This is a genomic window from Microbacterium sp. NPDC077663, from assembly GCF_044542795.1.
In the GTDB taxonomy this organism is placed as follows: Bacteria; Actinomycetota; Actinomycetes; order Actinomycetales; family Microbacteriaceae; genus Microbacterium.
This window is the reverse complement of record NZ_JBITVE010000002.1, coordinates 666,790-687,959: the sequence shown is the minus strand read 5'-3', so window position 1 is coordinate 687,959 and position 21,170 is coordinate 666,790. Positions and strand designations below refer to the sequence as shown.

Below are 21,170 nucleotides of genomic sequence, written 5' to 3'. Positions count from 1 at the left end.
TTCGGGCTCGCGCGCAGCTCATCGCGGTGGCGCCGCATCCGCGACCCGGGTCCGGCGCGGCGCCCCCGCGGCTCTACGATGACGGTGTGGGGGGCTCCAGCGACACGGGTGCCGCGCGCGTCGACGAGCTGATCTCGGAGCTCCGGATGCTGCGCGACGCACGCGGCGTCTCGTACCGAGAGCTCGCGGCGAGGGTCACCGAGCAGCGCATCGACGCGGGCGCCAATCCCGCCGCGGCGCGCGTTCCGCACACCACGATCTCGGATGCCTTCCGGCTCGGGCGGCGACGCCTTAACGCCGGGCTCGTCGCCGAGATCGTCGAGGCACTCGGCGAGGACCCCGCCGCCGTCGCCTTGTGGCGTGCCCGCGTCGCCGCGGCCGTCGCCGCCGGCTCGAGCGCGGCGCCGGAGCCTCGCCTCGAGACCCCGACTCCGGAACAGCCCGTCCCCGCGTCGGACGGGCTGTCGTGGGGACGCCTCGTCGCCCTGATCGTCGCGGGCGTGCTGCTGAACTCGACCGGCAAGTTCGTGAACCCCCTGCTCGGGGACGTGTTCTTCTTCGACATGGTCGGGACGGCGCTGGTCGCGATCCTCGGCGGCCCGTGGGCAGCTGCGGCGGTGGGGGTGGTCTTCATCGTCGTCGAGCTGCTCAAGGGCCAGGTCGTGGCCGCGGTGTTCTCCGTGACGATGGTGTCGGCCGGACTCGTCTGGGGCTTCGGGGCGACGCGGTTCCGTCTCGCCGCCACCCTTCCCCGCTTCCTCGCGCTGAGCGCCTTCGTGGCCGTGGTCACCTCGTCGATCGCGGTACCCATCACCGTGTTCTATCTGGGCGGTTCGACCGATCGCGGGCTCGACGGACTGCGCGATCTCGTGATCGGGATGACCGGGGTGCACACCGAGGTGGCGATCAGTATCGTGAACGCCACCATCTCACTCATCGACAAAGTGATCGTCGGCGCCATCGCCTACGGCGTCGCCGTCCTCGTCCGTCGGGCCCTGCGGCCCGCCCCTAGGCTGGGAGCATGACGACACGCTCCCCCTGGTCCTGCATCCTCTGGGACGTGGACGGCACGATCGTCGACGCATCAGACGGCATCCTCAGCCGTCTCGATCGCTGTCTCACCCATTTCGGGTACCCCGCGCCGACGCGCGCGGAACTGGTTCACTGGATCGGACCACCGATGTACGACTCGTTCCAGAAGAACGTCGGCATGACGCCGGAGCAGGCATCCGAGGCCGTCTCGTACTACCGGGGCCTCGGCAAGCAGGACGGTTACACGGCTCGGACGCGGCTCTACCCGGGCGTCGGGGAGCTCATCGCCGAGATCTCGGCGGCCGGCATCCCGCAGGCGACGGCCAGCTCGAAGCCGGAGGTCCAGGTCGTCGCGCTGATGGAGCACTACGGTCTCGCGGAGCACATGCAGGCGATGGCGGGCGCGACGCCGGACGAGAGGACGCTCGCCACGAAGGCGGACATCGTCGCGGAGTCTCTGCGTCGACTTCGCTCGATGGGCGTCGACACCAGTCGACCGATCCTGGTCGGAGACCGTCACCACGACATCGACGGAGGCGCCGCGAACGGCGTCCCCGTCATCTTCGTGCGGTGGGGCTTCAGCTGGCCGCACGAGTCAGAAGGAGCGCAGGCGGCGGTCGACACGATCGTCGAGCTCCGCCGCCTGCTCCTCACTGAAGAGGTGTGAAACCTCAGAGGGGACGGATGTTCTCCGCCTGAAGACCCTTGGGGCCCTGTGCGATGTCGAACTCAACTCGCTGGTTCTCTTCCAGCGAGCGGTAGCCCGAGGACTCGATGGCCGAGTAGTGGGCGAAGACGTCGGCGCCGCCTTCATCGGGAGCGATGAACCCGAAGCCCTTCTCCGAGTTGAACCACTTGACGGTACCGCTGACGCTCATGAACTGCCTTACTGATTGATGCCGGCGACACGTCCGCCGGTCCTTCCCCAACCTAGCCGCCACGGCCCCCGCTGTCTCCCCCTGCGTCCGAAGGTGACACAAACGTTGCCCGACGTACACGAGAATGTCGCCCCCACGAGGTGCTAAATACCCCCAGGGGTATGTTTGAACCCATGCGCACGATCATCATCGGTGGTGTCGCGGCCGGGATGTCGGCCGCGACACGTCTTCGCCGACTCGACGAACAGCGCGAGATCCTCGTCTTCGAACGCGGCTCGCACGTCTCCTTCGCGAACTGCGGCCTCCCCTATTACGTCGGCGGCGTGATCGAGGAGCGCTCGGCCCTGCTGCTGCAGACCCCGGAGTCCCTCGGCGCTCGCTTCGCACTGCGCGTACACGTCCGGCACGAAGTGACCGCGATCGACACGGCGGGCAAGACGGTCACCGTCCGCGACCTCGACAGCGACACCGAGTGGGACGAGCGCTTCGACGATCTGGTGCTGGCTCTCGGAGCGGCGGCGACCGGCGGCATCCCGGGGGAGGGCGTCCCCGTCACCACCCTGCGCACCGTCGACGACGTCGACGAGATCGTCGAGATCCTCACCGGGCTCTCGCAGCCGCGGGTGGTCGTCGCCGGTGGCGGGTTCATCGGTGTGGAGGCCGTCGAGAACCTCGTGGCGCGCGGCGCGCAGGTGACCCTCGTGCAGCGCGGGGCGCAGGTGCTGAGCCCGCTCGACCCCGAGATGGCGTCGCCGGTGCACCGTGCGCTGTCGGCCGCCGGGGTGGACCTCCGCACCGGGACCACGATCGACCGTCTCGAGGCGCGCGGTGTCATCCTGTCGGACGGCTCGCGTGTCGCCGCCGACCTCGTGGTCGACGCCCGCGGCGTCCACCCCGACGTGCGGATCGCGACCGATGCGGGTATCGCCCTCGGTCCGACCGGCGGCATCGCCGTCGACGACCATCACCGCACGAACGTCCCCGGAATCTGGGCGGTCGGCGACGCCGTCGAGAAGACCGACCACCTCGACGGCGCGGCGACCCTCGTCACGATGGCCGGTCTCGCCAACCGGCACGGCCGGGCGGCGGCCGACGCCATCGCCGGCATCGCGACGGATGCGGCGGCACCCGCGCTCGGGACGACCGTCGTCGGCATCCTCGGCCTGACCGTCGGACTCGTCGGGTGGAGTGAACGGCGGCTGCGGACCGCGGGGCGCGCGCACCGCATCGTGCACACGCACCCCTTCTCTCATGCGACCTATTACCCGGGCGCGGAGCAGATGGCGATGAAGCTGCTCATCGACCCCGCCACCGACCTGATCCTGGGCGCCCAGATCGTCGGACGGACAGGCGTCGACAAACGGCTCGACGTCCTCGCCGTCGCGATGACGGCCGGACTCACGGCATCCGCTCTGTCGCAGCTCGAGCTCGCCTACGCGCCGCAGTACGGGTCGGCGAAGGACGCGATCAACATGGCCGGCTACGTCGCCGAGAACCTCGCGACGGGAACGGACCGCACGATCCAGTGGCATGAAGTGGATGCCGCCCGCGCGGCCGGCGCCGTGGTCGTCGACGTCCGCACCGCCGAGGAGAACGAGGCGGGCGCGATCCCCGGGGCGGTCCTGCTCCCCCTCGACGAGCTCCGGAACCGACACACGGAGCTGCCGGACGCGCCGCTCATCGTGCACTGCCGGGTCGGGCAGCGCGGGCACACCGCGAGCAGGCTCCTGCAGCAGCTCGGGCACGACGTCCGCAACCTCGACGGCGGCTGGCTCACCTGGACCGACGGCCTCGAGGCCGCCGCGCGCGAAGGGGCCTGACGATGTCGGCCGCTCTGCGCGACGAGGATGCCGTCCGCCGGATCGCGAACCGGTTGAAGCGGGCCCAGGGTCAGCTGGCGGCCGTGATCGCGGCGGTCGAGGGGGGCGGCGACTGCCGAGAGGTGGTGACGCAGCTCTCGGCCGTGTCTGGCGCGATCGACCGGGCCGGCTTCGCGGTCATCGCGACGGCGATGCAGCAGTGCCTCGAGGACGACGACCCGGAGCTGCGCATGGCCGACCTCGAGAAGCTGTTCCTGTCGCTCAGCTGAGCGGCGGGCACCGGCATCCGCTCTGGTCAGGCCGGGACCGAGCGGTCTACGGTGAGCGGATGACCGGCCTCACCCCGTACCTGACGTTCCCCGGCACGGCACGCGACGCGCTCCTCTTCTATCAGGGGGTGTTCGGCGGCGACCTCGTGCTCCACACCTTCGCGGAGTTCGAGCGCGTCGACGGTCCGGGCGATTTCATCGCGCACGGGATGCTCACCGGAGCGGTGCCGCTGTTCGCGTCGGACGGCGGGCCGGGCGACGAGGCCCTCGCGCTGCGCGGCGTCATGTTCGCCCTGCTCGGCGCCGCCGAACCCGCCGTGCTCGAGACGTGGTTCGCGCGGCTGGCCGACGGGGGTCGCGTCGTCGACGACCTGCAGCTGCGCACCTGGGGCGACCACGACGGAACGGTCACCGATCGCTTCGGCGTGACCTGGTTGATCGGGTATCAGGGCTGACGCCGGATGCGGCGGCGGACGAGCGCCGACGCGAGAGCCACGACCGTCCCCACGACGATGCCGATGAGGGTCTCGGCCAGTCGGTCGGTCAACAGGACGGTCACTGTCGTGGGGGCCGCGAGCTGCACCATGAGCAGCGCGAGCGGCGTGATGAAGATCATCGCGATCGCGTAGTTGCGGCCCACGAACAGTTCGGCGCCCGCCTGCAGGGCGACGGCGGTGAGGATGACGGCAAGCGGCGGCAATCCCAGGGAGAGGATGCCGGCCGCCACGAGCACGCCGATCACGGTGCCGATGAGGCGCTGGAGACCTCGGATCACGCGGGCCTTCACGTGCGGCCCGCTGACCGCTGCGACCGCTCCGACCATCGCCCAGTACCAGTGCGAATCGAGCAGCAGGTATCCGGCCGCGCCTGCGAGGAGGGTCGCGACGGCGACGGTCACCGCCATCTCGGTGGCCACGGTGCCGACCGATAGACGGTTCTTCGTCCGCGGCAGCGAAGGAAGACCCCTCTGGCTGACCGTCTCGGAGGCGAGCGTCACGAGGACGGAGAAGACCACCGCGGCGAGGCCGACGATCAGCACGTCCCCGAAGCGGGAGGTGTCGGCCGGGATGGATGCCGTTGCTCCTGCGGAGAACACGACGAACAGAGCGCTCGGCGGATGCCACTGCGTCGCATAGGCGAGCAGGGTCGCCGCTGACGCGACGGCAGCCACGACGGCGATGGCACCCAGGGCGGGCAGACCGCTCGCCGAGACGGCGGTCCCGATGAGCATCGCGGTGACCATGACCGCGCCGGCGGCCACCTGCATCCGGACCCGGTCACCGATCGCGTCGGTGCGACCGTACAGCGCGGCGAACGCTCCGAAGCTCGCGTAGATGCTGAGGTCGAGCCGCCCGATGGACCACAGGACGAGGAGCGGCACGCCCACACTGATGGCGGCGCGGATGGCGACGGTGTGGTCGCGGTCGTACGGCGCGACGCGGACGACGCCGGTCCAGATCCGGCCGCGCGACGTGTTCACCGTACGAGCTTACGAGGCCCGGAAACGACGAAGCCGGTCGGGGTTTTCACCACCGACCGGCTTCGTGTCGCACTGTCTGTGCGCGAGGGGGGAGTTGAACCCCCACGCCCTTTCGGGCACTGGCACCTGAAGCCAGCGCGTCTGCCTATTCCGCCACTCGCGCGAGCCCGTGTCGCCACGGGATCAACTTTCCGAGGATATCATGGCGCGAGCCTGCCGGAGAAACGGCCGCAGCTGTGTTCCCCAGACCCTGCCAGGGTCGACAACTAGCATGTGAGCACCGGTCCAGACTGCCTGAGGAGCCCCGTGGGACTACTTGACAGCTTCGAGAAGGGAATCGAGCGCGCCGTCAACGGTGCGTTCGCGAAGACCTTCCGTAGCGGTGTGCAGCCTGTCGAGATCGCCTCCGCACTGCGTGCCGAGCTCGACGCGAAGGCCGCCGTCGTCTCGCGCGACCGCATCCTCGTGCCCAACACACTCGTCGTCCGACTCGCCCCCGCCGACCACGAGCGGATGGGCGCCCTCGGCCGCACGCTGCACGACGAGCTCGTCCAGCTCGTCGAGGGCCACGCGAAGGCGCAGAAGTACAGCTTCGCCGGCCCCGTCTCACTCGCCATCAACCCCGACGAGTCGCTCACGACCGGAACGGTGCGAGTGGACTCCAGGTCCGCGTCTGCCGAGGAGGTCTCCTGGCACGGCGTCGTCGAGATCGACGGCACGCAGCACCCGCTCACCGGCAGCCGCACCGTCATCGGTCGCGGGACGGATGCCGACATCACGATCCCCGACGCCGGCACGAGCCGCCGGCACGTCGAGATCCTCTGGGACGGACGTCGCGCGATGGTCCGCGACCTCGGCTCGACCAACGGCACCCAGCTGAACGGCCAGAAGGTCTCGGAGGCGGCCCTCGAACCCGACTCGGTCGTCACCATCGGCCGCACCCGCATCACGTTCCGCGTCGTCGCGCAGGCGTCCCGCATCCCCCCGCGGCCGCAGGACCCGGCGACCCGCTTGTTCGACCTCGGAGGCCAGGCATGAGCGAACTGACACTCCTGCTGCTGCAGATCGGGTTCCTGATCCTGCTGTGGTTCTTCGTCTTCGCGGTCGTCTATTCGCTGCGCGCCGACCTGTTCGGCGTGAAGGTCCGCAAGATGCCCGAGCCGGCGCCGGCGGCCCCCGGCCCCGTCGCCACCGCCCCGGCGAACGCGGAGACGTCCATCGTCTCTCCGGTCATGACCCGTTCGCCGGCACCGTCGGGCCCGCAGAATGCGACGGTGAACACGGTCTCCCGCATCGTCATCACGAGCGGCCCCAAGGCGGGGCTCGAGCTCCCCCTCGGGAACGAGCCCCTCACGATCGGGCGCTCGAGCGAGTCGGGCCTCGTCATCCGCGACGACTACACGTCGAGCCACCACGCCCGTCTCGTGCTGTGGGGCGAGCAGTGGATGGTGCAGGACCTCGACTCGACCAACGGCACCTGGCACGACGGCGAGCGCGTCGCTTCGCCCGTCCCGGTGATCGTCGGAGCTCCGATCAAGGTCGGCGCCACGACGTTCGAGCTGCGGAAGTAACGGCCCGCACCGATGGTCTTCGAGGGCTCGAGCGCCGCCATCTCGCATACCGGGAAGGTCCGCTCCAACAATCAGGACTCGGGCTTCTCGGGCTCGAACCTGTTCGTCGTCGCCGACGGCATGGGCGGTCACGCCGGCGGTGACATCGCCTCGAGCATCGCCGTCCACCACCTCGAAGGTCTCGACCACGCGTTCCCCACACCGGCCGAGGCCGAGCGTGAACTGCGCGAGTCGATCGTCGACGCCGCGCACGTCCTCGTCGACACGGTCGCCGAGCGTCCCGAGCTCGCCGGCATGGGCACGACGGTCAGTGCCGTGCTCATGGTCGACGACTACGCCGTCATCGCCCACATCGGGGACTCCCGCGTCTACCTGTTCCGCGACGGCGCACTCACGCAGATCACGACGGACCACACGTTCGTGCAGCGGCTCGTCGACTCGGGACGCATCACCCCCGAAGAGGCCCGTTACCACCCGCGGCGCTCGGTTCTCATGCGCGTGCTCGGTGACATGGGCACCGACCCCGAGGTCGACGCGTTCATCATGCAGACCCAGCCGGGTGACCGCTGGCTCATCTGCTCCGACGGCCTCTGCGGCGTCGTCGACGACGCTCAGACCGCGAAGGTCCTGCGCCAGGACCTCGCGCCGGGTCGTACCGCCGACATGCTCTTGAAGCTGGCGCTGGATGCCGGTGCCCCCGACAACGTCACGATCGTCCTCGTCGACGTGGGCGGACGGCACCCGATGTTCAGCGGCACCGCGACCGTCGTGGGTTCGGCCGCCACCCCAAAGGGGATCGAGGTCCCGGTCGCCCGGCCGGCGCGCACCGGGTGGTTCCAGACCGGTCGACAGGCGGCGAACGAACCCAGCCACTTCGAACCTGCAGCCGAGTACCTCGAGGAACTCATCGAAGAGGACCGCCGACGGGCGCGCCGCCGACGGGTGTGGTGGTTCGTCGGCTTCATCGCGATCGTCGCCGTGCTCGCCGCCGGCGTCTTCGCGGGGTACGCCTGGACGCAGACGCGCTACTTCGTCGGCCCCGACGACGACAGCGTGGTGATCTACCGCGGCATCCAGCAGGACATCGGTCCGATCTCGCTGTCGACGCCCTACGAGGACACGAACATCCTCCTCGCAGACCTGCCCGCCTACCAGCGACAGTCCGTCGAGCAGACCATCTCCGCCCGATCGCTCGCCGACGCGCAGGCGATCGTCGACAACCTCCGCCAGGGGACCCCATGACAGCCGCGGTAGAGACCGACACGACGGTCATCAAGGCGCTCCGGAAACTCCGGATGCCGGCGACTCAACGCAACCGCGAGCTGGGTCTGCTCCTGTTCGCGATCATCGTGACGACGGCGGCCGTGATCCTTGTGCAGCTCGGCGCCCGTGACGAGATCGATCCGACGTTCCTCTCCTACTGCGGATGGCTCGCCGGGCTCTCGCTCGCCCTCCACATCGTGACGCGCATCTGCGCCCGCGACGCCGACCCCTTCGTCCTTCCGATCGCCACGCTCCTCACCGGGATCGGCGTCGCGATGATCTACCGCCTCGACATCGCGGAGGATCGCCTCGGCTGGTCGTCGCTCGGTTTCCGCCAGCTGGTCTGGGCGGCGATCGCGATCGGCGGCGCCATCCTCATCGTGATCTTCCTCCGCAACTACCGGGTGCTGTTCCGGTACACGTACGTCTTCGGCCTGAGCGGCATCCTGCTGCTCCTGCTTCCCTTCGTTCCCGGCCTCGGCATCGAGGCCGGCGCCGACGTCTGGGTGTCGGTGGCCGGGGTCTTCTCGTTCCAGCCCGGTGAACTCGCGAAGATCTGCCTCGCGATCTTCTTCGCCGGCTACCTCGTCCGCACGCGCGAAGCCCTCACCTCGGTGGGCACGCGGTTCCTCGGGATCACGTGGCCGCACGCCCGCCAGCTCGGACCGCTGCTGATCGTCTGGGGCGTGTCGCTCGGCATCATCGTCCTGCAGCGCGACCTGGGTACCGGCATCCTCATCTTCGGCATGTTCATCGCGATGCTCTACGTCGCGACCGGCAAGGCGAGCTGGGCGATCCTCGGGGTGCTCCTCGCGGTGGCGGGAGCGCTCGCGGCCTCGCAGATCCTGCCCTACGTCGCGTCGCGGTTCTCGAACTGGCTCGACGCCTTCAACCCCGACTACATCAACGGCAGCAGCTTCCAGCTCGTCTCGGGCATCTTCGGCCTCGCCCACGGCGGCCTCATCGGCACCGGCTGGGGACTGGGGCGTCCCGATCTGACGCCGCTGGCCCACAACGACTACATCCTGCCGAGCCTCGGCGAGGAGCTCGGGCTCGTCGGCGTCTTCGCGATCCTCGCGCTCTACATGGTGTTCGTCAGCCGCGGCATCCGCATCGGCATCGCCGGGCAGGACGACTTCGGAAAGCTGCTCGCGACGGGACTCTCGTTCACGCTCGCGCTGCAGGTGTTCATCATGGTCGGCGGCGTCACCCGTCTCATCCCCCTGACGGGTCTGACGATGCCGTTCCTCGCGGCCGGCGGTTCCTCGCTCATTGCGAACTTCCTCATCATCGCGATCCTGCTGAGGATCTCGGATGCCGTCCGCTCCAGGCCCCGGGTGGTGATCGGATGACCAAGCAACTCCGCCGACTGAGCATCGTCGTGCTCCTGATGTTCCTCAGTCTCTTCGCCTCGACGAGTGTGATCCAGGTGGCCCTCGCGGGTCAGCTGAACGAGAACCCCGAGAACCGGCGCACGCTGTACGACTCGTACGCGGTGCAGCGCGGCACGATCTTCGCCGGCAGCACCGCGATCGCCTCGTCCAAGCCGAGCGACGACGTCTACAGCTGGATCCGCACGTATCCGGATGCCGAGATGTGGGCGCCCGTGACGGGGTTCATCAACCCCGTGCTCCGCTCGTCGACGGGCCTCGAGTACGCGATGAACGCGGCCCTCGCCGGTACCGGCAGCCAGCAGTTCCTCACCCGCCTCGACCAGATCGTGAGCGGTCAACCGCCGCGCGGCTCGAACGTGCTCCTCTCGCTCGACCCCGAGCTGCAGAAGGTGGCGTACGACGCCCTCGACGGTCTCGAGGGCGCGGTCGTCGCGATGGAGCCCGACACGGGCCGCATCCTCGCGATGGCCACCAGCCCCAGCTTCGACACCAACCTGCTCGCCTCGCACAACAGTTCGGCGGTGAACGCCGCCGACCAGGAGCTTCAGGCGGACCCGCTGCGCCCGCTCACCAACCGGGTGACCCGCGAGACGGAGCCCCCCGGGTCGACGTTCAAGCTCGTCGTCGCGTCGGCCGCGCTCGCGTCGGGCGACTACACCCCCGACTCGGAGTTCGACAACCCGGCGACCTTCACGCTGCCCGGGACGGACAACGTCCTCCACAACTTCGACCGGGGGACCTGCGGTCCCGGCGAGAAGACGACGCTCGAGACGGCACTGCGGCTCAGCTGCAACATCCCGATGGCCGAGCTCGCCCTCGAACTCGGCACCGACGCGATCCGCGAGCAGGCACAGAAGTTCGGCTTCAACTCCGGCTTCGAGATCCCCCTCGACGTGACCGCCTCGAGCTACCCCGAGGGCTTCGACGAGCCGCAGACCGCGCTGAGCGGCATCGGGCAGACGGATGTGCGCGCGACCCCGCTGCAGATGGCGATGGTGGCCGCCGGCATCGCCAACGGCGGTGTCGTCATGAATCCGCGGATGGTGGACCGCGTGGTCGCCGCCGACCTGACGGTGCAGGACGAGCCCGCCGACACCCAGTTCGGCGAGGCGCTGAGCCCCGAGGTCGCCGAGACGATGACGACCATGATGATCGGCAATGTCCAAAACGGCGCCGCGTCGGGTGCGAGAATAGACGGCGTCGACGTCGCCGGGAAGACCGGAACGGCGGAGCACAATCCGGGGGACCCGTACACGCTCTGGTTCACTGGTTTCGCGCCCGCAGAGGACCCGAAGGTGGTCGTCACGGTGATGGTGGAGAACGGTGGTGGGCTCGGCCAGAACGGCACGAGCAACGGGATCGCGGCCCCGATCGCGAAGAAAGTGATTGAGGCGGTGCTGAGCGAATGAGACCGACGCAGGGTGTGAGCTTCGGCGGACGGTACGAACTGGACTCGCGGATCGCGATCGGCGGCATGGGCGAGGTGTGGGAGGCCACCGACCACGTCATCGGCCGCACGGTCGCCATCAAGATCCTCAAAGACGAGTACATGGGCGACCCGGGCTTCCTCGAGCGCTTCCGCGCCGAGGCCCGTCACGCCGCGCTCGTGAACCACGAGGGCATCGCCAGCGTCTTCGACTACGGCGAGGAGAACGGTTCCGCCTTCCTCGTCATGGAGCTCGTCCCCGGTGAGGCCCTCTCGACGATCCTCGAGCGCGAGGGCGCCCTGTCGACCGACAAGACCCTCGACATCGTCGCGCAGACGGCCTCAGCACTGCAGGCGGCGCACGCGGCCGGCCTCGTCCACCGCGACATCAAGCCCGGCAACCTCCTCATCACGCCCGACGGTCGCGTGAAGATCACCGACTTCGGCATCGCCCGCATCGCCGACCAGGTGCCGCTCACCGCGACCGGCCAGGTCATGGGAACGGTGCAGTACCTCTCGCCCGAGCAGGCGTCGGGGCACGCGGCATCCCCCGCCACCGACATCTACTCGCTCGGCATCGTCGCCTACGAACTCCTCGCCGGCCGTCGTCCCTTCACGGGAGAGTCGCAGGTCGCCATCGCGATGGCGCAGATCAACGACACCCCGCCGCCGCTTCCCGACACCGTGTCGGAACCCGTGCAGCGCTTCGTGATGAGCATGATCGCGAAGAAGCCCGAGGATCGTCCGGCCTCGACCTCCGCCGTCGCGCGCGCCGCCGGTGCGCTGCGTCGAGGTGACGTCGCGGGCGCCGCGGCCATCGTCCCGGCGATCGCCGGGGCCGCCGACGCGGACGCGTTCACGCAGCTGCTGACCCCGACATCGGGGTCGGATGCCACGACCCGCCTCCTGCCCGCGGGCGGAGCCGCTGCGGCCGGCCTCGGCGCGGCCGCCGCCGTCGGCACCGGGACGGCCGCGCTGTCCACCGACCAGGCCTCGCCCGCCCCGGCTCCGCGCAAGAAGAAGCGGAGCCCGTGGACCTGGCCCCTCGTCGCGCTCATCGTGCTGCTGACCATCGTCCTCGTCGGCTTCCTGATCACGCTTTTCATGCCGCAGAACTCGGCGGGACCCGTGCAGAGCTCGTCGAGGCCTCCGGCGGTGTCGAGCCCCGCGGCGTCCTCGCCGACGCCCACCCCGACCGAGACCGAGGCCACGACGCCCGACCCCGCCACGCTGGACCTCGTCGGGAAGTCGTGCGAAGACGCAACTCAGATCCTCAAGGACAACGGCTACACCAACGTCTTGTGCCAGGACGGCGACGCTGCCGACACCGACGACCAGGTCGGCCAGGTCTACCGCGTGAACCCGACCGGAAACGTCGGCGCCGACGAACGCATCACCCTCACGCTCTACACCGAGGCCGCCGCGATGACCGACCCCGCCGCCCCGCGGATCGAGGGCGGCAACGGCGACGGCACCGTCACCGCGGGATCGACCGTCCAGGTCATGTGGGACAGCTACACCTGCCCCGCGGGCGCGCCGACGGCGTCGAGCTACACGATGACGCTCTCGGGCGGTGTCTTCGACACGAACGGGGAGTCGACGGCCAGCTTCGGCATCGATCAGCGCCCGGCGAAGATCGTCGTCGACGACAACGGCAGCCAGGCGCTCTCGGTGACCTACACCGTGACGTGCACGGGCGAGAGCACCGAGCGCGTTTCGGGCAGCTCGCCCGAAGCATCGGCGTCGATCGTGGCGGCACCGGAGGAGACGCCGCCGGCCGACGGTGGGGACAACGGCGCGGACGGCTGATCACGCCCGCTTTCAGCAGGCTTTCGAGCGCGGTCGGTTAGGCTGTCCGGGTTCCATTCCGGGGAGTGATGTGTCCGTTCCGCAACGTGTGCTGTCGGGCCGCTATCGAGTCGATGACCTCATCGGCCGAGGCGGCATGGCTTCGGTGTACCGCGGGCAGGACCTCACCCTCGGGCGCGACGTCGCGATCAAGATCCTCGAACCCGACCTCGCCGCCGACGGGGCGTTCCGCACCCGCTTCCGCCTCGAAGCGCAGTCCGCGTCGCGCATGTCGCATCCGGCGATCGTCCGCGTCTTCGACGCCGGTGAGGAGACGAGGACGGATGCCGCGGGGCAGCCGCATCCCGAGCCGTACATCGTCATGGAGCTGGTCTCCGGGCGCCTGCTGAAGGACATCATCAGCGAGGGACCCGTCCCGATCGAGGACGCCCTGCGCTACACCGACGGCATCCTCGAGGCCCTCGAGTACTCCCACCGCGCCGGGGTCGTCCACCGTGACATCAAGCCCGGCAACGTCATGGTGACGGATGCCGGTCAGGTGAAGGTCATGGACTTCGGCATCGCCCGTGCCGTCTCGGACTCGTCGTCGACCGTCGCCGAGACCACCGCGATCATCGGCACGGCCTCGTACTTCTCGCCCGAGATGGCCAAGGGCGACCCGGTCGACGCGCGCGCCGACATCTATTCCGCCGGCATCGTCCTGTACGAACTGCTCACGGGTCAGCCGCCGTTCCGCGGCGAGAACCCGATCGCGGTCGCCTACCAGCACGTGTCCGAGGCTCCCGTCCCGCCGTCCGAGGTGGTCGACACCGTTCCGCGTTCCCTCGACGCGCTGGTCCTCCGCGCGCTCGCGAAGGATCCCTTCCAGCGTCCGCAGACGGCGGTCGCGTTCCGCGACGCCCTCGCCGCGGCGACCGGTCGAAAGGCACCGAGCAAGCGACGCGTCGAGCACCTCAGCAACGAGCTGTACGGCCCCGACCCGAAGCAGGCGGCCGAGACGGCCCGGTCGCTCCGGCAGCTCACGAGCGACGACACGATGCGACGCACCCAGGCCGGCCCTCCGGTCGCGTGGGTGTGGGCGGGAATCGCGATGCTCGCCGTCCTGCTCGTGTCGGTGTTCATCTGGGTGGGCACCATCCGCCCCGAAGAAGGCACCGTCACCCCCAACGCGCTCACCGTGCCCGACGTCGTCACGATGACCTGGGACCGTGCGCAGCAGGTCCTCGACAAGGACCAGCTCGAGGCGCAGCAGGTGGGCGAGACGAGCGCCGAGATCCCCGAGGGCGCCGTCGTGCGCACCGACCCCGTCGCCGGCACCACTGTCGCACCGGGCGACCAGGTCACCGTCTACGTGTCGGAGGGCGTCGAGACCGCCGCGATCCCCACCCTCGTCAACCTCACCGTCACCGAGGTCACCTCCGCGCTCGAGCAGGAGGGCCTGAAGCTCGGGTCCATCACGCGACGCAACGATCCCGACCGTGCGGCCGACGCCGTCATCAGTGGATCCGTGAACGGCGCGGCGGCGAACCCCGGCGACGAGGTCCCGCTGGGCACCGCGGTCGACCTCGTGGTCGCCACCGGCACCGTGACCGTCGAGGACTTCGCACTGAACTACACGGTCGACAAGGCCGTCGAGATCCTGAGCTCCGACGAGTACGGCCTCGAGCCGGTCGTCCAGGAGGATGCGTCGTGCCCGGCCACCGACCCGCGGATGGTCAAGGTCCAGTCGGCGATCGGCGAGGTGCCCGTGGGCTCCGAGATCGTCCTCACGACCTGCAGCGGCTGATCCGGGCGGTCACACCACGGTGCGATGCGGTGAGAGCCGGGCGCCGCGTTCGGCGGCATTGGTCACTCCGATGCCCTCGAGCCACGTGCCCAGGAGCCGGTAGCCGCCTTCGGTGAGCACGCTCTCGGGATGGAACTGCACGCCCTCGATCGGCAGGGAGCGATGGGCGAGACCCATGACCGTTCCGGGTGCGGTCCACGCCGTCACCCGCAGCTCGGCCGGAACGGTGCTCCGTTCGACGGCGAGCGAGTGGTAGCGGGTGGCGGTAAAGGGATCCGGCAGCCCGGCGAACACTCCCGCGCCCTCGTGGTGCACGGCCGACGTCCGCCCGTGCATGAGGTCGGGCGCGTGCGAGACGACACCGCCGAACGCCGCCGCGATTGCCTGATGTCCGAGGCAGATCCCCAGCAGCGGCGTCCCCGTCGCCGCGCACCGGCGGACGACCTCGATCGACGCCCCCGCATCCTGGGGCGTCCCGGGGCCGGGAGAGATCACCACGCCATCGGCCCCGTCGACCCGGGAGAGGACGTCGGCGGCATCCGATTCGACCATGTCGACGCCCGCACCCAGTTCGACGAGGTAGCCGATCAGGGTGTGGACGAAACTGTCGTGGTTGTCGACGACGAGAACGCGGATGCCGCCGGTCACCCGCCGCCGCCGACGGTCGACTCCTCGCTCGGCCAGAGCGTGTGGAAGACCCAGGGGAACGCGTAGTAGAAGAGCAGATACAGGATGATCGCGGCGAGCACGAGCAGGATCAGCACCCGGACCCACCAGGGACCCGGCAGCACCCGCCACAGTGCGGCGTACATCAGGCACCCACCCCGCCGGTCAGCGACGCCGGCGGTCCGTCGGCGGTCGGGGTGAACTCGTCGAACACGGCGTAGGCGATGATGCGCTCCAGGGAGTTGAGCTTCGGCGCGCAGCTGGTCAGCGTGAGGTAGCGTCCGTTGGCGTCGACGTCGGGCTGGTTGGGCACGGGGAGGAGGACCTGCACCTGGGTCTCCTGCACATACTCGAGCGAGCGGAACCGGTAGGTGTACCACCCCGCCTTCGTCTGGATGACGATCGCGTCGCCGATCACGAGGCGGTCGATGGGGTCGAAAGGGGCGCCGGAGGTCCAGCGGTGTGCGGCGTACGCAGTGTTCCCCACTGCGCCGGGCATGGCGGTGTCGGGATAGTGCCCGATCTCACCCCGATCGAGGATGTCGGGACGGGTGATGCCCGACGCAATCTTGAACTGCCAGTTCGCCCCGAAACGCGGCACCTTCATGATCCCGAACACGTCGCCGTGCGACTGGTCGCCCAGGACGGGGATCGCCGCCGGAGCGCCGGGTTCCGCTGTCGCATCGGGTGCCGGGGTCTCGGACGGGGCCGGGTCTTCCAGGGCCTCGTTCGCCCACTCGTCCGCGAGAGCCTGGGCCGCCGCGTGCTGCTCGCTCTGCACGATGGCGTCGCCGATCCACGTGTGCCAGGACACGTAGAGCAGGGTCAGCACACCGAAGGTGAGGAGGATCTCGCCGAGGACGCTCGCGACGGTGGCGCGCCGACGGGGACGCGGACGACGCGAACGTCGGGTGGGGTGCTCCGTGGGCGAGGAGTCGGTCACGATCGGAGTTTAGCCAGCGAAGGCTGAATCCGGGCTGGCAGGTAGACTTCCCCCCATGGCACGTGGAGACAAGGACGACGACCGACTCGTCCAGACCGAGGGCGAAGCCGCCCCGAACCCCGTCTGGTTCAAGCCGATCATGCTCGGGCTGATGCTCATCGGTCTGATCTGGATCATCGTCTTCTACCTGAGCGGCCAGGCCTTCCCGATCCCCGACATCGGGCCGTGGAACCTCGCGATCGGCTTCGGCATCGCGTTCATCGGGTTCCTGATGACCACGCGCTGGCGCTGACCCCGAAATTACACCGGTGTGATTCATCCCCAACCTGGGGATGAATCTGTGGATAACTCAGAGGTAGAGCAGTCCCGGGACCGTGACGGCGAGCGCGACCAGGCCGAGCCCGATCACCACGAGCAGGAGTGCCTGCAGCTTCTGACGGTTCTGCGCGCGCGTCCTCGAGAACACGAAGCCGACCAGGAGACCGACGAGGCCTCCGCCGATGTGGGACTGCCACGACACTCCCGCGCCGACGAAGGAGAACACCAGGTTGATCCCGAGCAGGATCGCGATCGGCAGGATGTTCGCACCGACGTGGCGACCGATGATGAGCATTGCGGTCAGCAGTCCCCAGACCGCGCCGGACGCACCCACCACGGCGGAGCCCGGGGCGATGAGCGCGACGAGGACCGACCCGCCGATCGCGCTCAACACATACAGCCCGAGGAACCGGGCCTTGCCGAGAAGAGGCTCGAGACTGCGCCCGAGCGCCCACAGCGCCAGCATGTTGAGCGCGACATGGAATGGCAGCGGTGTCGAGTGCACGAGGGCGACCGTCACCATCCGCCACGGCTCGAAGGGCGCGCCGGTGCCCGGCACGACGTACGGCGGAGCGAAGGCGAGCGCACCCGTGACTGTGTCACCGATGACGGGGATCAGTTGCACCAGGTAGACCGCCACCGTGACGATCATGATGGCGTAGGTGATGACGGGGCGGTCGCTGCGCAGTTTTCGCGCGAACCGCCCCGGCATCCGCCGCACCTCGGCCGACCGCGCGCCCTTCTGCTGCTCCGCGTGGCACTCCGGGCAGATGACCCCCACGGGGAGGGGAGTCTGGCACTCGGGGCAGATGGTGCGGAGGCACCGCTGGCAGAGCACGAAGCTCTGCCGGTCGGGATGCCGGTAGCAGAAGTTGTCCGGATTGGTCCGGGGGTCGGCCGAGGTCACGAAGGGATCAGGCCTCGGAGATGTCGATCGACGAGATGACGACCGGCTCGAGCGGACGGTCCTGCGCACCGGTCGGGACGGCGCTGATGGCGTCGACCACGGCGCGGGACGCGTCATCGGCGACCTCGCCGAAGATGGTGTGCTTGCCGTTGAGCCACGGCGTCGGGTCGGTCGTGATGAAGAACTGCGACCCGTTGGTGCCCTCGGCCTTGCCCGTGATCGCGTTGCGACGCAGACCCGCGTTCGCCATGGCGAGCAGGTACGGCTTGCCGAAGTTCAGCTCCGGGCTGATCTCGTCGTCGAAGTTGTATCCCGGTCCGCCGACGCCCTGACCGAGCGGGTCGCCACCCTGGATCATGAAGCCGGGGATGATGCGGTGGAAGATGACGTCGGTGTACAGGGGGCCCTCGCCCGGCTTGCCGGTAGCGGGGTGCGTCCAGGCCTGGGATCCGTCGGCGAGGCCGATGAAGTTCTTGACGGTGCGCGGCGCCTGATCGCCGAACAGGTTGACGACGATGTCGCCGTGGGTGGTGTGCAGGGTTGCGACAGCGGAGTGAATCGGCATACCCATCATCCTCTCACTTGCAACCCCCCTCACAGCCTGAATGCGTCTGGCAGTATGGACCCACTACGTCCCCGGATGAACCCCGAAAAGGGAGGGCCCCGTGAGCCTCAACCGCAAGACCAAGAAGGAACTTCGCAAGCTGCAGAAGCAGGCTTCGAACCTCTGGGAGTCCCAGCAGGTGCTGGTGGGCCAGGCCGGTGAGGTCGCCCGCGAAGCGGGCCGCCAGCTCGGCAAGTACAACCACGACCACGTGGTGCCCGCTGCGAAGCACTCCTACGAGCGTTACGCCGCACCGTACGTCGACCGCGGTGTCGAGACCGGACGCAAGGTGCTCAACGGCGCCCTCGTCCCCGCTGCGGGAGCCGTGGTCGGCACCGCGCTGTCGGTGTGGGATGTCGCCAACGACCAGCGCCACCGCCTGTCGAAGGGCAAGGGATTCGGCGGTTTCGACGCCGACGACTTCCGCAAGAAGGCGAAGAAGGCGGGCAAGAAGGCGAGCAAGAAGCTCAGCGTCCCCGAGAAGAAGAGCGGCCCCAGCGCCGGCGGCGTCATCGCCCTCATCCTCGGGATCGCCGCGGCCGCCGGGGTGCTCTACGCCGCCTGGCAGACGCTGCGCGCGGACGACGAGCTGTGGGTGGCGGACGACCCGCTGCGCGCCCCGGATGCCTGAATCCACGCCCGTACCGTCGGAGCGCGTCGCTGAGGCGGCGCGCTCCCGGTCTTTGTCGGTCGAGTTCGTCGCCCGACCCGCGGCGGGGAGTCTCGAGGAGGCGGCCGGTCTGCTGGGCCTGGCGGCGTCCGACATCGTCAAGACCCTCGTCGTCAAGCGCAGCGACGACACCTATCTGTTCGCGCTCATTCCGGGGGACCGGGCCATCTCGTGGCCCAAGCTGCGCGCCGTCGTCGGCGTGAACAAGCTGCGCCTGCCCGAGCCGGAGCTCGCGCTGGCCGCCACAGGCTTCGAGCGCGGAACCATCACCCCGATCGGCAGCACCACGGAGTGGCCCGTCTACGCGGACGAGTCGATCGCCGGTCGCCGGATCGCGATGGGGGCCGGTGCCCACGGGTTCAGCCTCTTCGTCGATGCCGACGAGCTCATCCGTGCCTACGACGCGACCGTCGCCGACATCTCGCAACCGTTGGGCGGGCGTCAGGCCTGAGGCGGCAGCCCCGCCATCCGCAGGGCGGTGTCGACGAGGCCGACGCGGGTCAGACCCGGCACGTCGGCGAGCGGGAACCACGCCGCCTCATCGGTCGACCCGTCCTCCTCGTTGCGGAGGTCGCCGCCGACGATGTGGGCGCGGTAGAGGATGCGGAGCGCATGGATCGGTCCCTCGCCGTGCAGTCTGTCCTTGGCGGCGATCACTTGCGAGTCGGTGCCGAGGATGCCGTCGAGTTCCACGTGGAACCCCGTCTCCTCGAAGACCTCGCGCACGGCGGCATCCTTCGGATCCTCGCCGGGATCGATCCCACCGCCGGGCATCGTCCAGGCCGGGCGCGTGGGACTGTTCCAGTGGGCGAGCAGGATGCGATCCCCGTCGGTGACGACGGCGTACGCGGCGACGCGGATGTCCACCCGTTCACCCTACGCGTCACGTCGGCGGTGTGGGACTGCCTGGGGCGCGAGCTCCCCAGCCCGCACCCCAGGCGATGTCGCGGCAGAGCCCCCAGACACTCCGCGTCCCCCCGCGGAGTTGCTGCTCTTCGATGGATCCGACTTTCGGGGGGTCGTCTCCAACGGCGACACCATTCATGGTGTCCCGTCCGGCGCAAGCTCAGCGCAACGTCACCTCAAGAAACGCGCAAGATTCGTCATACGTCGGCGTGGCGCCGCTGCGGAGCGGCCTCATGCTCCTCGAGTTCCCGCACGAGCGGGATGACCTTCTCACCGAACTGCTCGAGCTCCTCCTGGAAGTGGAGGAAGCCGAGGAGGAGAAGGTCGACTCCCCGCCGCCGGTACTCGACGATGCGCCGGGCGACCTGCTCGGGCGTGCCGATGAGCTGGGTGCGGAAGCCGTCGTTGTACTGGACGAGGTCTTCGAAGCTCGAGTCGGCCCACATTCCCTTGCGGTCCGCGGTCGCGGCACCGGCCTGCTGCACGGACGCGCGGAAGCCCTCGACCGCCTCGGTGTCGGCCTTCGCAATGATCTCGCGCAACTGCTCGCGGGCCTCCGCTTCGGTGTCGCGGACGATCGCGAACCCGTTGAGGCCGAAGCGCACGCGGCGGCCGTGCTCGGCGGCGATCCGTGTCACCTCGTCGTACTGCTCGGTGAAGCCGTCGAAGTCCTTGCCGTTGGAGAAGTACCAGTCCGCGTAGGCGCCGCCATTGAAGCGCGCCGCCGTGGAGTTGCCGCCTTGGAAGATCTCGGGATGCGGCCGGCCGGGGACCTCGTAGGGTCCGGGCCGCAGGGTGAAGTCGTTCACGCGGTAGAAGTCCCCCGAGAATCGGACGTTCTCCTCGGTCAGGAGCTTGCGCAGGACCTGAAGGAACTCGCCCGAACGTCGGTAGCGCTCATCGTGATCGAGCCAGGGGAGTCCGAGCTTCGTGAACTCGTCCTTGAACCATCCGGACACGACGTTGACGGCGGCCCGACCCTTCGAGAAGTTATCGGCGGTGAGCAGGAACTTCGCGAGCACCGCCGGTTCCCAGAGACCCGGATGGACGGCGGCGATGACCTTCAGCTTCTCGGTGGCCAGCAGCAGAGCGAGGCTCGTCGAGGTGGACTCGTGCTGCTGGGCGGCACCGTAGCTGGACAGGTAGCGGACCTGGCTGAGCGCGTACTCGAAACCGACCCGCTCCGCCGTGCGAGCGAGCTCGATGTTGTAGTCCAGGTCGAACGAGGTGCGCTGCTCGATGGACGACACCACCAGCCCGCCCGACACATTGGGTACCCAGTACGCGAACTTCGTGGGCTCGACGGCCTCCGTCGTCTCGGTCATCATCCGCTCCCTTCGCCTCGTGGTGAGGACTCCGGAACGAATCTCGGCCCTGGAGGGCGGGGTGTCAAAGATGACGACGATCTGTGTCGCGGCGTGACGGGAT

Annotated in this window: 24 protein-coding genes and 1 tRNA gene; 15 read left to right on the top strand and 10 right to left on the bottom strand. The window is 69.3% G+C overall.

All coding sequences use genetic code 11. From position 1 onward, the window contains the following. Positions 1–86: 86 nt before the first annotated feature. Together ACIGEP_RS10880 and ACIGEP_RS10875 are read left to right on the top strand one after the other, a co-directional pair. Positions 87–1,025, top strand: coding sequence for a helix-turn-helix domain-containing protein (locus ACIGEP_RS10880; protein ID WP_396661630.1), 939 nt, complete (start codon positions 87–89; stop codon positions 1,023–1,025). Continuing rightward, positions 1,022–1,699 (top strand): HAD hydrolase-like protein, encoded by a 678-nt coding sequence (locus ACIGEP_RS10875; RefSeq protein WP_396661629.1) that lies wholly within the window; start codon positions 1,022–1,024, stop codon positions 1,697–1,699. The genes ACIGEP_RS10880 and ACIGEP_RS10875 overlap by 4 nt, the downstream gene beginning before the upstream one ends. 4 nt (positions 1,700–1,703) lie before the next feature. On the opposite strand, the gene ACIGEP_RS10870 is transcribed toward ACIGEP_RS10875, so the two are convergent. Continuing rightward, positions 1,704–1,910 carry a cold-shock protein gene (locus ACIGEP_RS10870; RefSeq protein WP_064002832.1) on the bottom strand — a complete coding sequence of 69 codons (207 nt, stop codon included), beginning with the start codon at positions 1,908–1,910 and terminating at the stop codon, positions 1,704–1,706. Positions 1,911–2,083: 173 nt separating this feature from the next. Here ACIGEP_RS10870 and ACIGEP_RS10865 point away from each other — a divergent pair, with 173 nt between their 5' ends. From ACIGEP_RS10865 to ACIGEP_RS10855, 3 genes are read left to right on the top strand one after another with little or no spacing between them, the layout of a single operon-like run. Further along, entirely contained in the window at positions 2,084–3,730 is a 1,647-nt protein-coding gene (locus ACIGEP_RS10865) for an FAD-dependent oxidoreductase (RefSeq protein ID WP_396661628.1), read from the top strand. A gap of 2 nt (positions 3,731–3,732) precedes the next feature. Then, positions 3,733–3,999 (top strand): metal-sensitive transcriptional regulator, encoded by a 267-nt coding sequence (locus tag ACIGEP_RS10860; protein WP_396661627.1) that lies wholly within the window; start codon positions 3,733–3,735, stop codon positions 3,997–3,999. 59 nt (positions 4,000–4,058) lie between these two features. After that, positions 4,059–4,454, top strand: coding sequence for a VOC family protein (locus tag ACIGEP_RS10855; protein ID WP_396661626.1), 396 nt, complete (start codon positions 4,059–4,061; stop codon positions 4,452–4,454). Here the strand turns inward: ACIGEP_RS10855 and ACIGEP_RS10850 are convergent. Then, positions 4,445–5,479 (bottom strand): FUSC family protein, encoded by a 1,035-nt coding sequence (locus ACIGEP_RS10850; RefSeq protein WP_396661625.1) that lies wholly within the window; start codon positions 5,477–5,479, stop codon positions 4,445–4,447. The genes ACIGEP_RS10855 and ACIGEP_RS10850 overlap by 10 nt on opposite strands. 79 nt (positions 5,480–5,558) lie before the next feature. Continuing rightward, positions 5,559–5,642: transfer RNA gene (locus tag ACIGEP_RS10845), tRNA-Leu, on the bottom strand. A gap of 143 nt (positions 5,643–5,785) precedes the next feature. Here ACIGEP_RS10845 and ACIGEP_RS10840 point away from each other — a divergent pair. From ACIGEP_RS10840 to pknB, 7 genes are all read left to right on the top strand, one after another. Then, positions 5,786–6,517 carry an FhaA domain-containing protein gene (locus ACIGEP_RS10840; RefSeq protein WP_396661624.1) on the top strand — a complete coding sequence of 244 codons (732 nt, stop codon included), beginning with the start codon at positions 5,786–5,788 and terminating at the stop codon, positions 6,515–6,517. Further along, a complete protein-coding gene (locus tag ACIGEP_RS10835) occupies positions 6,514–7,050 on the top strand; it encodes an FHA domain-containing protein (protein WP_396661623.1) in 537 nt (178 codons plus the stop codon). Before ACIGEP_RS10840 ends, ACIGEP_RS10835 begins: the two co-directional genes overlap by 4 nt. A gap of 12 nt (positions 7,051–7,062) precedes the next feature. Then, the gene (locus tag ACIGEP_RS10830) at positions 7,063–8,292 is read left to right on the top strand and encodes a PP2C family protein-serine/threonine phosphatase (protein WP_396661622.1); all 1,230 of its coding nucleotides are present in this window, start codon (positions 7,063–7,065) and stop codon (positions 8,290–8,292) included. Then, positions 8,289–9,665, top strand: coding sequence for an FtsW/RodA/SpoVE family cell cycle protein (locus ACIGEP_RS10825; RefSeq protein ID WP_396661621.1), 1,377 nt, complete (start codon positions 8,289–8,291; stop codon positions 9,663–9,665). Before ACIGEP_RS10830 ends, ACIGEP_RS10825 begins: the two co-directional genes overlap by 4 nt. After that, positions 9,662–11,116 carry a peptidoglycan D,D-transpeptidase FtsI family protein gene (locus ACIGEP_RS10820; RefSeq protein ID WP_396661620.1) on the top strand — a complete coding sequence of 485 codons (1,455 nt, stop codon included), beginning with the start codon at positions 9,662–9,664 and terminating at the stop codon, positions 11,114–11,116. Before ACIGEP_RS10825 ends, ACIGEP_RS10820 begins: the two co-directional genes overlap by 4 nt. Then, positions 11,113–12,942: a protein kinase gene (locus ACIGEP_RS10815; protein WP_396661619.1), complete on the top strand. Its 1,830-nt coding sequence runs from the start codon at positions 11,113–11,115 to the stop codon at positions 12,940–12,942. The genes ACIGEP_RS10820 and ACIGEP_RS10815 overlap by 4 nt, the downstream gene beginning before the upstream one ends. A gap of 88 nt (positions 12,943–13,030) precedes the next feature. Next, the gene (gene pknB / locus ACIGEP_RS10810; RefSeq protein ID WP_396661986.1) at positions 13,031–14,728 is read left to right on the top strand and encodes a Stk1 family PASTA domain-containing Ser/Thr kinase; all 1,698 of its coding nucleotides are present in this window, start codon (positions 13,031–13,033) and stop codon (positions 14,726–14,728) included. Between the two features lie 9 nt (positions 14,729–14,737). On the opposite strand, the gene ACIGEP_RS10805 is transcribed toward pknB, so the two are convergent. The 3 genes from ACIGEP_RS10805 to ACIGEP_RS10795 are packed head-to-tail and all read right to left on the bottom strand — an operon-like array spanning position 14,738 to position 16,337. Then, a complete protein-coding gene (locus ACIGEP_RS10805; RefSeq protein WP_396661618.1) occupies positions 14,738–15,376 on the bottom strand; it encodes an anthranilate synthase component II in 639 nt (212 codons plus the stop codon). After that, a complete protein-coding gene (locus tag ACIGEP_RS10800; protein WP_396661617.1) occupies positions 15,373–15,540 on the bottom strand; it encodes a hypothetical protein in 168 nt (55 codons plus the stop codon). The genes ACIGEP_RS10805 and ACIGEP_RS10800 overlap by 4 nt, the downstream gene beginning before the upstream one ends. Beyond that, positions 15,540–16,337, bottom strand: a complete 798-nt coding sequence (locus ACIGEP_RS10795; protein WP_396661616.1) for a class E sortase — start codon at positions 16,335–16,337, stop codon at positions 15,540–15,542. The genes ACIGEP_RS10800 and ACIGEP_RS10795 overlap by 1 nt, the downstream gene beginning before the upstream one ends. Positions 16,338–16,392: 55 nt before the next feature. Between ACIGEP_RS10795 and ACIGEP_RS10790 the strand changes: the two genes are divergently transcribed. Further along, entirely contained in the window at positions 16,393–16,629 is a 237-nt protein-coding gene (locus ACIGEP_RS10790) for a cell division protein CrgA (protein WP_251577380.1), read from the top strand. A 57-nt stretch (positions 16,630–16,686) separates the two neighbouring features. Here the strand turns inward: ACIGEP_RS10790 and ACIGEP_RS10785 are convergent, their stop codons facing one another. Together ACIGEP_RS10785 and ACIGEP_RS10780 are read right to left on the bottom strand one after the other, a co-directional pair. Continuing rightward, complete coding sequence (locus ACIGEP_RS10785) at positions 16,687–17,562, bottom strand: rhomboid family intramembrane serine protease (RefSeq protein WP_396661615.1); 876 nt, start codon at positions 17,560–17,562, stop codon at positions 16,687–16,689. A gap of 7 nt (positions 17,563–17,569) precedes the next feature. Continuing rightward, entirely contained in the window at positions 17,570–18,127 is a 558-nt protein-coding gene (locus ACIGEP_RS10780) for a peptidylprolyl isomerase (RefSeq protein WP_396661614.1), read from the bottom strand. Positions 18,128–18,227: 100 nt separating this feature from the next. On the opposite strand from ACIGEP_RS10780, the gene ACIGEP_RS10775 reads away from it, so the two are divergent. Both ACIGEP_RS10775 and ACIGEP_RS10770 read left to right on the top strand, forming a co-directional pair. Next, the gene (locus ACIGEP_RS10775; RefSeq protein ID WP_396661613.1) at positions 18,228–18,797 is read left to right on the top strand and encodes a DNA helicase; all 570 of its coding nucleotides are present in this window, start codon (positions 18,228–18,230) and stop codon (positions 18,795–18,797) included. Continuing rightward, the gene (locus ACIGEP_RS10770; RefSeq protein WP_396661612.1) at positions 18,790–19,287 is read left to right on the top strand and encodes an aminoacyl-tRNA deacylase; all 498 of its coding nucleotides are present in this window, start codon (positions 18,790–18,792) and stop codon (positions 19,285–19,287) included. The genes ACIGEP_RS10775 and ACIGEP_RS10770 overlap by 8 nt, the downstream gene beginning before the upstream one ends. On the opposite strand, the gene ACIGEP_RS10765 is transcribed toward ACIGEP_RS10770, so the two are convergent. After that, complete coding sequence (locus ACIGEP_RS10765) at positions 19,278–19,703, bottom strand: NUDIX hydrolase (RefSeq protein WP_396661611.1); 426 nt, start codon at positions 19,701–19,703, stop codon at positions 19,278–19,280. The two genes, ACIGEP_RS10770 and ACIGEP_RS10765, sit on opposite strands and share 10 nt — an antisense overlap. A 236-nt stretch (positions 19,704–19,939) precedes the next feature. Next, on the bottom strand, positions 19,940–21,067 hold the full coding sequence (gene sfnG / locus ACIGEP_RS10760; protein ID WP_396661610.1) for a dimethylsulfone monooxygenase SfnG: 1,128 nt from the start codon (positions 21,065–21,067) through the stop codon (positions 19,940–19,942). Between the last annotated feature and the right edge of the window lie 103 nt (positions 21,068–21,170).

What these genes read in the sequence shown, in the direction of transcription:
- ACIGEP_RS10875 (WP_396661629.1), top strand. Translation starts at nt 1,022, where the DNA reads ATGACGACACGCTCCCCCTGGTCCTGCATCCTCTGGGACGTGGACGGC.
- ACIGEP_RS10870 (WP_064002832.1), bottom strand. Translation starts at nt 1,910, where the DNA reads ATGAGCGTCAGCGGTACCGTCAAGTGGTTCAACTCGGAGAAGGGCTTC.
- ACIGEP_RS10865 (WP_396661628.1), top strand. Translation starts at nt 2,084, where the DNA reads ATGCGCACGATCATCATCGGTGGTGTCGCGGCCGGGATGTCGGCCGCG.
- ACIGEP_RS10860 (WP_396661627.1), top strand. Translation starts at nt 3,733, where the DNA reads ATGTCGGCCGCTCTGCGCGACGAGGATGCCGTCCGCCGGATCGCGAAC.
- ACIGEP_RS10855 (WP_396661626.1), top strand. Translation starts at nt 4,059, where the DNA reads ATGACCGGCCTCACCCCGTACCTGACGTTCCCCGGCACGGCACGCGAC.
- ACIGEP_RS10835 (WP_396661623.1), top strand. Translation starts at nt 6,514, where the DNA reads ATGAGCGAACTGACACTCCTGCTGCTGCAGATCGGGTTCCTGATCCTG.
- ACIGEP_RS10830 (WP_396661622.1), top strand. Translation starts at nt 7,063, where the DNA reads ATGGTCTTCGAGGGCTCGAGCGCCGCCATCTCGCATACCGGGAAGGTC.
- ACIGEP_RS10825 (WP_396661621.1), top strand. Translation starts at nt 8,289, where the DNA reads ATGACAGCCGCGGTAGAGACCGACACGACGGTCATCAAGGCGCTCCGG.
- ACIGEP_RS10820 (WP_396661620.1), top strand. Translation starts at nt 9,662, where the DNA reads ATGACCAAGCAACTCCGCCGACTGAGCATCGTCGTGCTCCTGATGTTC.
- ACIGEP_RS10815 (WP_396661619.1), top strand. Translation starts at nt 11,113, where the DNA reads ATGAGACCGACGCAGGGTGTGAGCTTCGGCGGACGGTACGAACTGGAC.
- ACIGEP_RS10800 (WP_396661617.1), bottom strand. Translation starts at nt 15,540, where the DNA reads ATGTACGCCGCACTGTGGCGGGTGCTGCCGGGTCCCTGGTGGGTCCGG.
- ACIGEP_RS10790 (WP_251577380.1), top strand. Translation starts at nt 16,393, where the DNA reads ATGGCACGTGGAGACAAGGACGACGACCGACTCGTCCAGACCGAGGGC.
- ACIGEP_RS10780 (WP_396661614.1), bottom strand. Translation starts at nt 18,127, where the DNA reads ATGCCGATTCACTCCGCTGTCGCAACCCTGCACACCACCCACGGCGAC.
- ACIGEP_RS10770 (WP_396661612.1), top strand. Translation starts at nt 18,790, where the DNA reads ATGCCTGAATCCACGCCCGTACCGTCGGAGCGCGTCGCTGAGGCGGCG.
- sfnG (WP_396661610.1), bottom strand. Translation starts at nt 21,067, where the DNA reads ATGACCGAGACGACGGAGGCCGTCGAGCCCACGAAGTTCGCGTACTGG.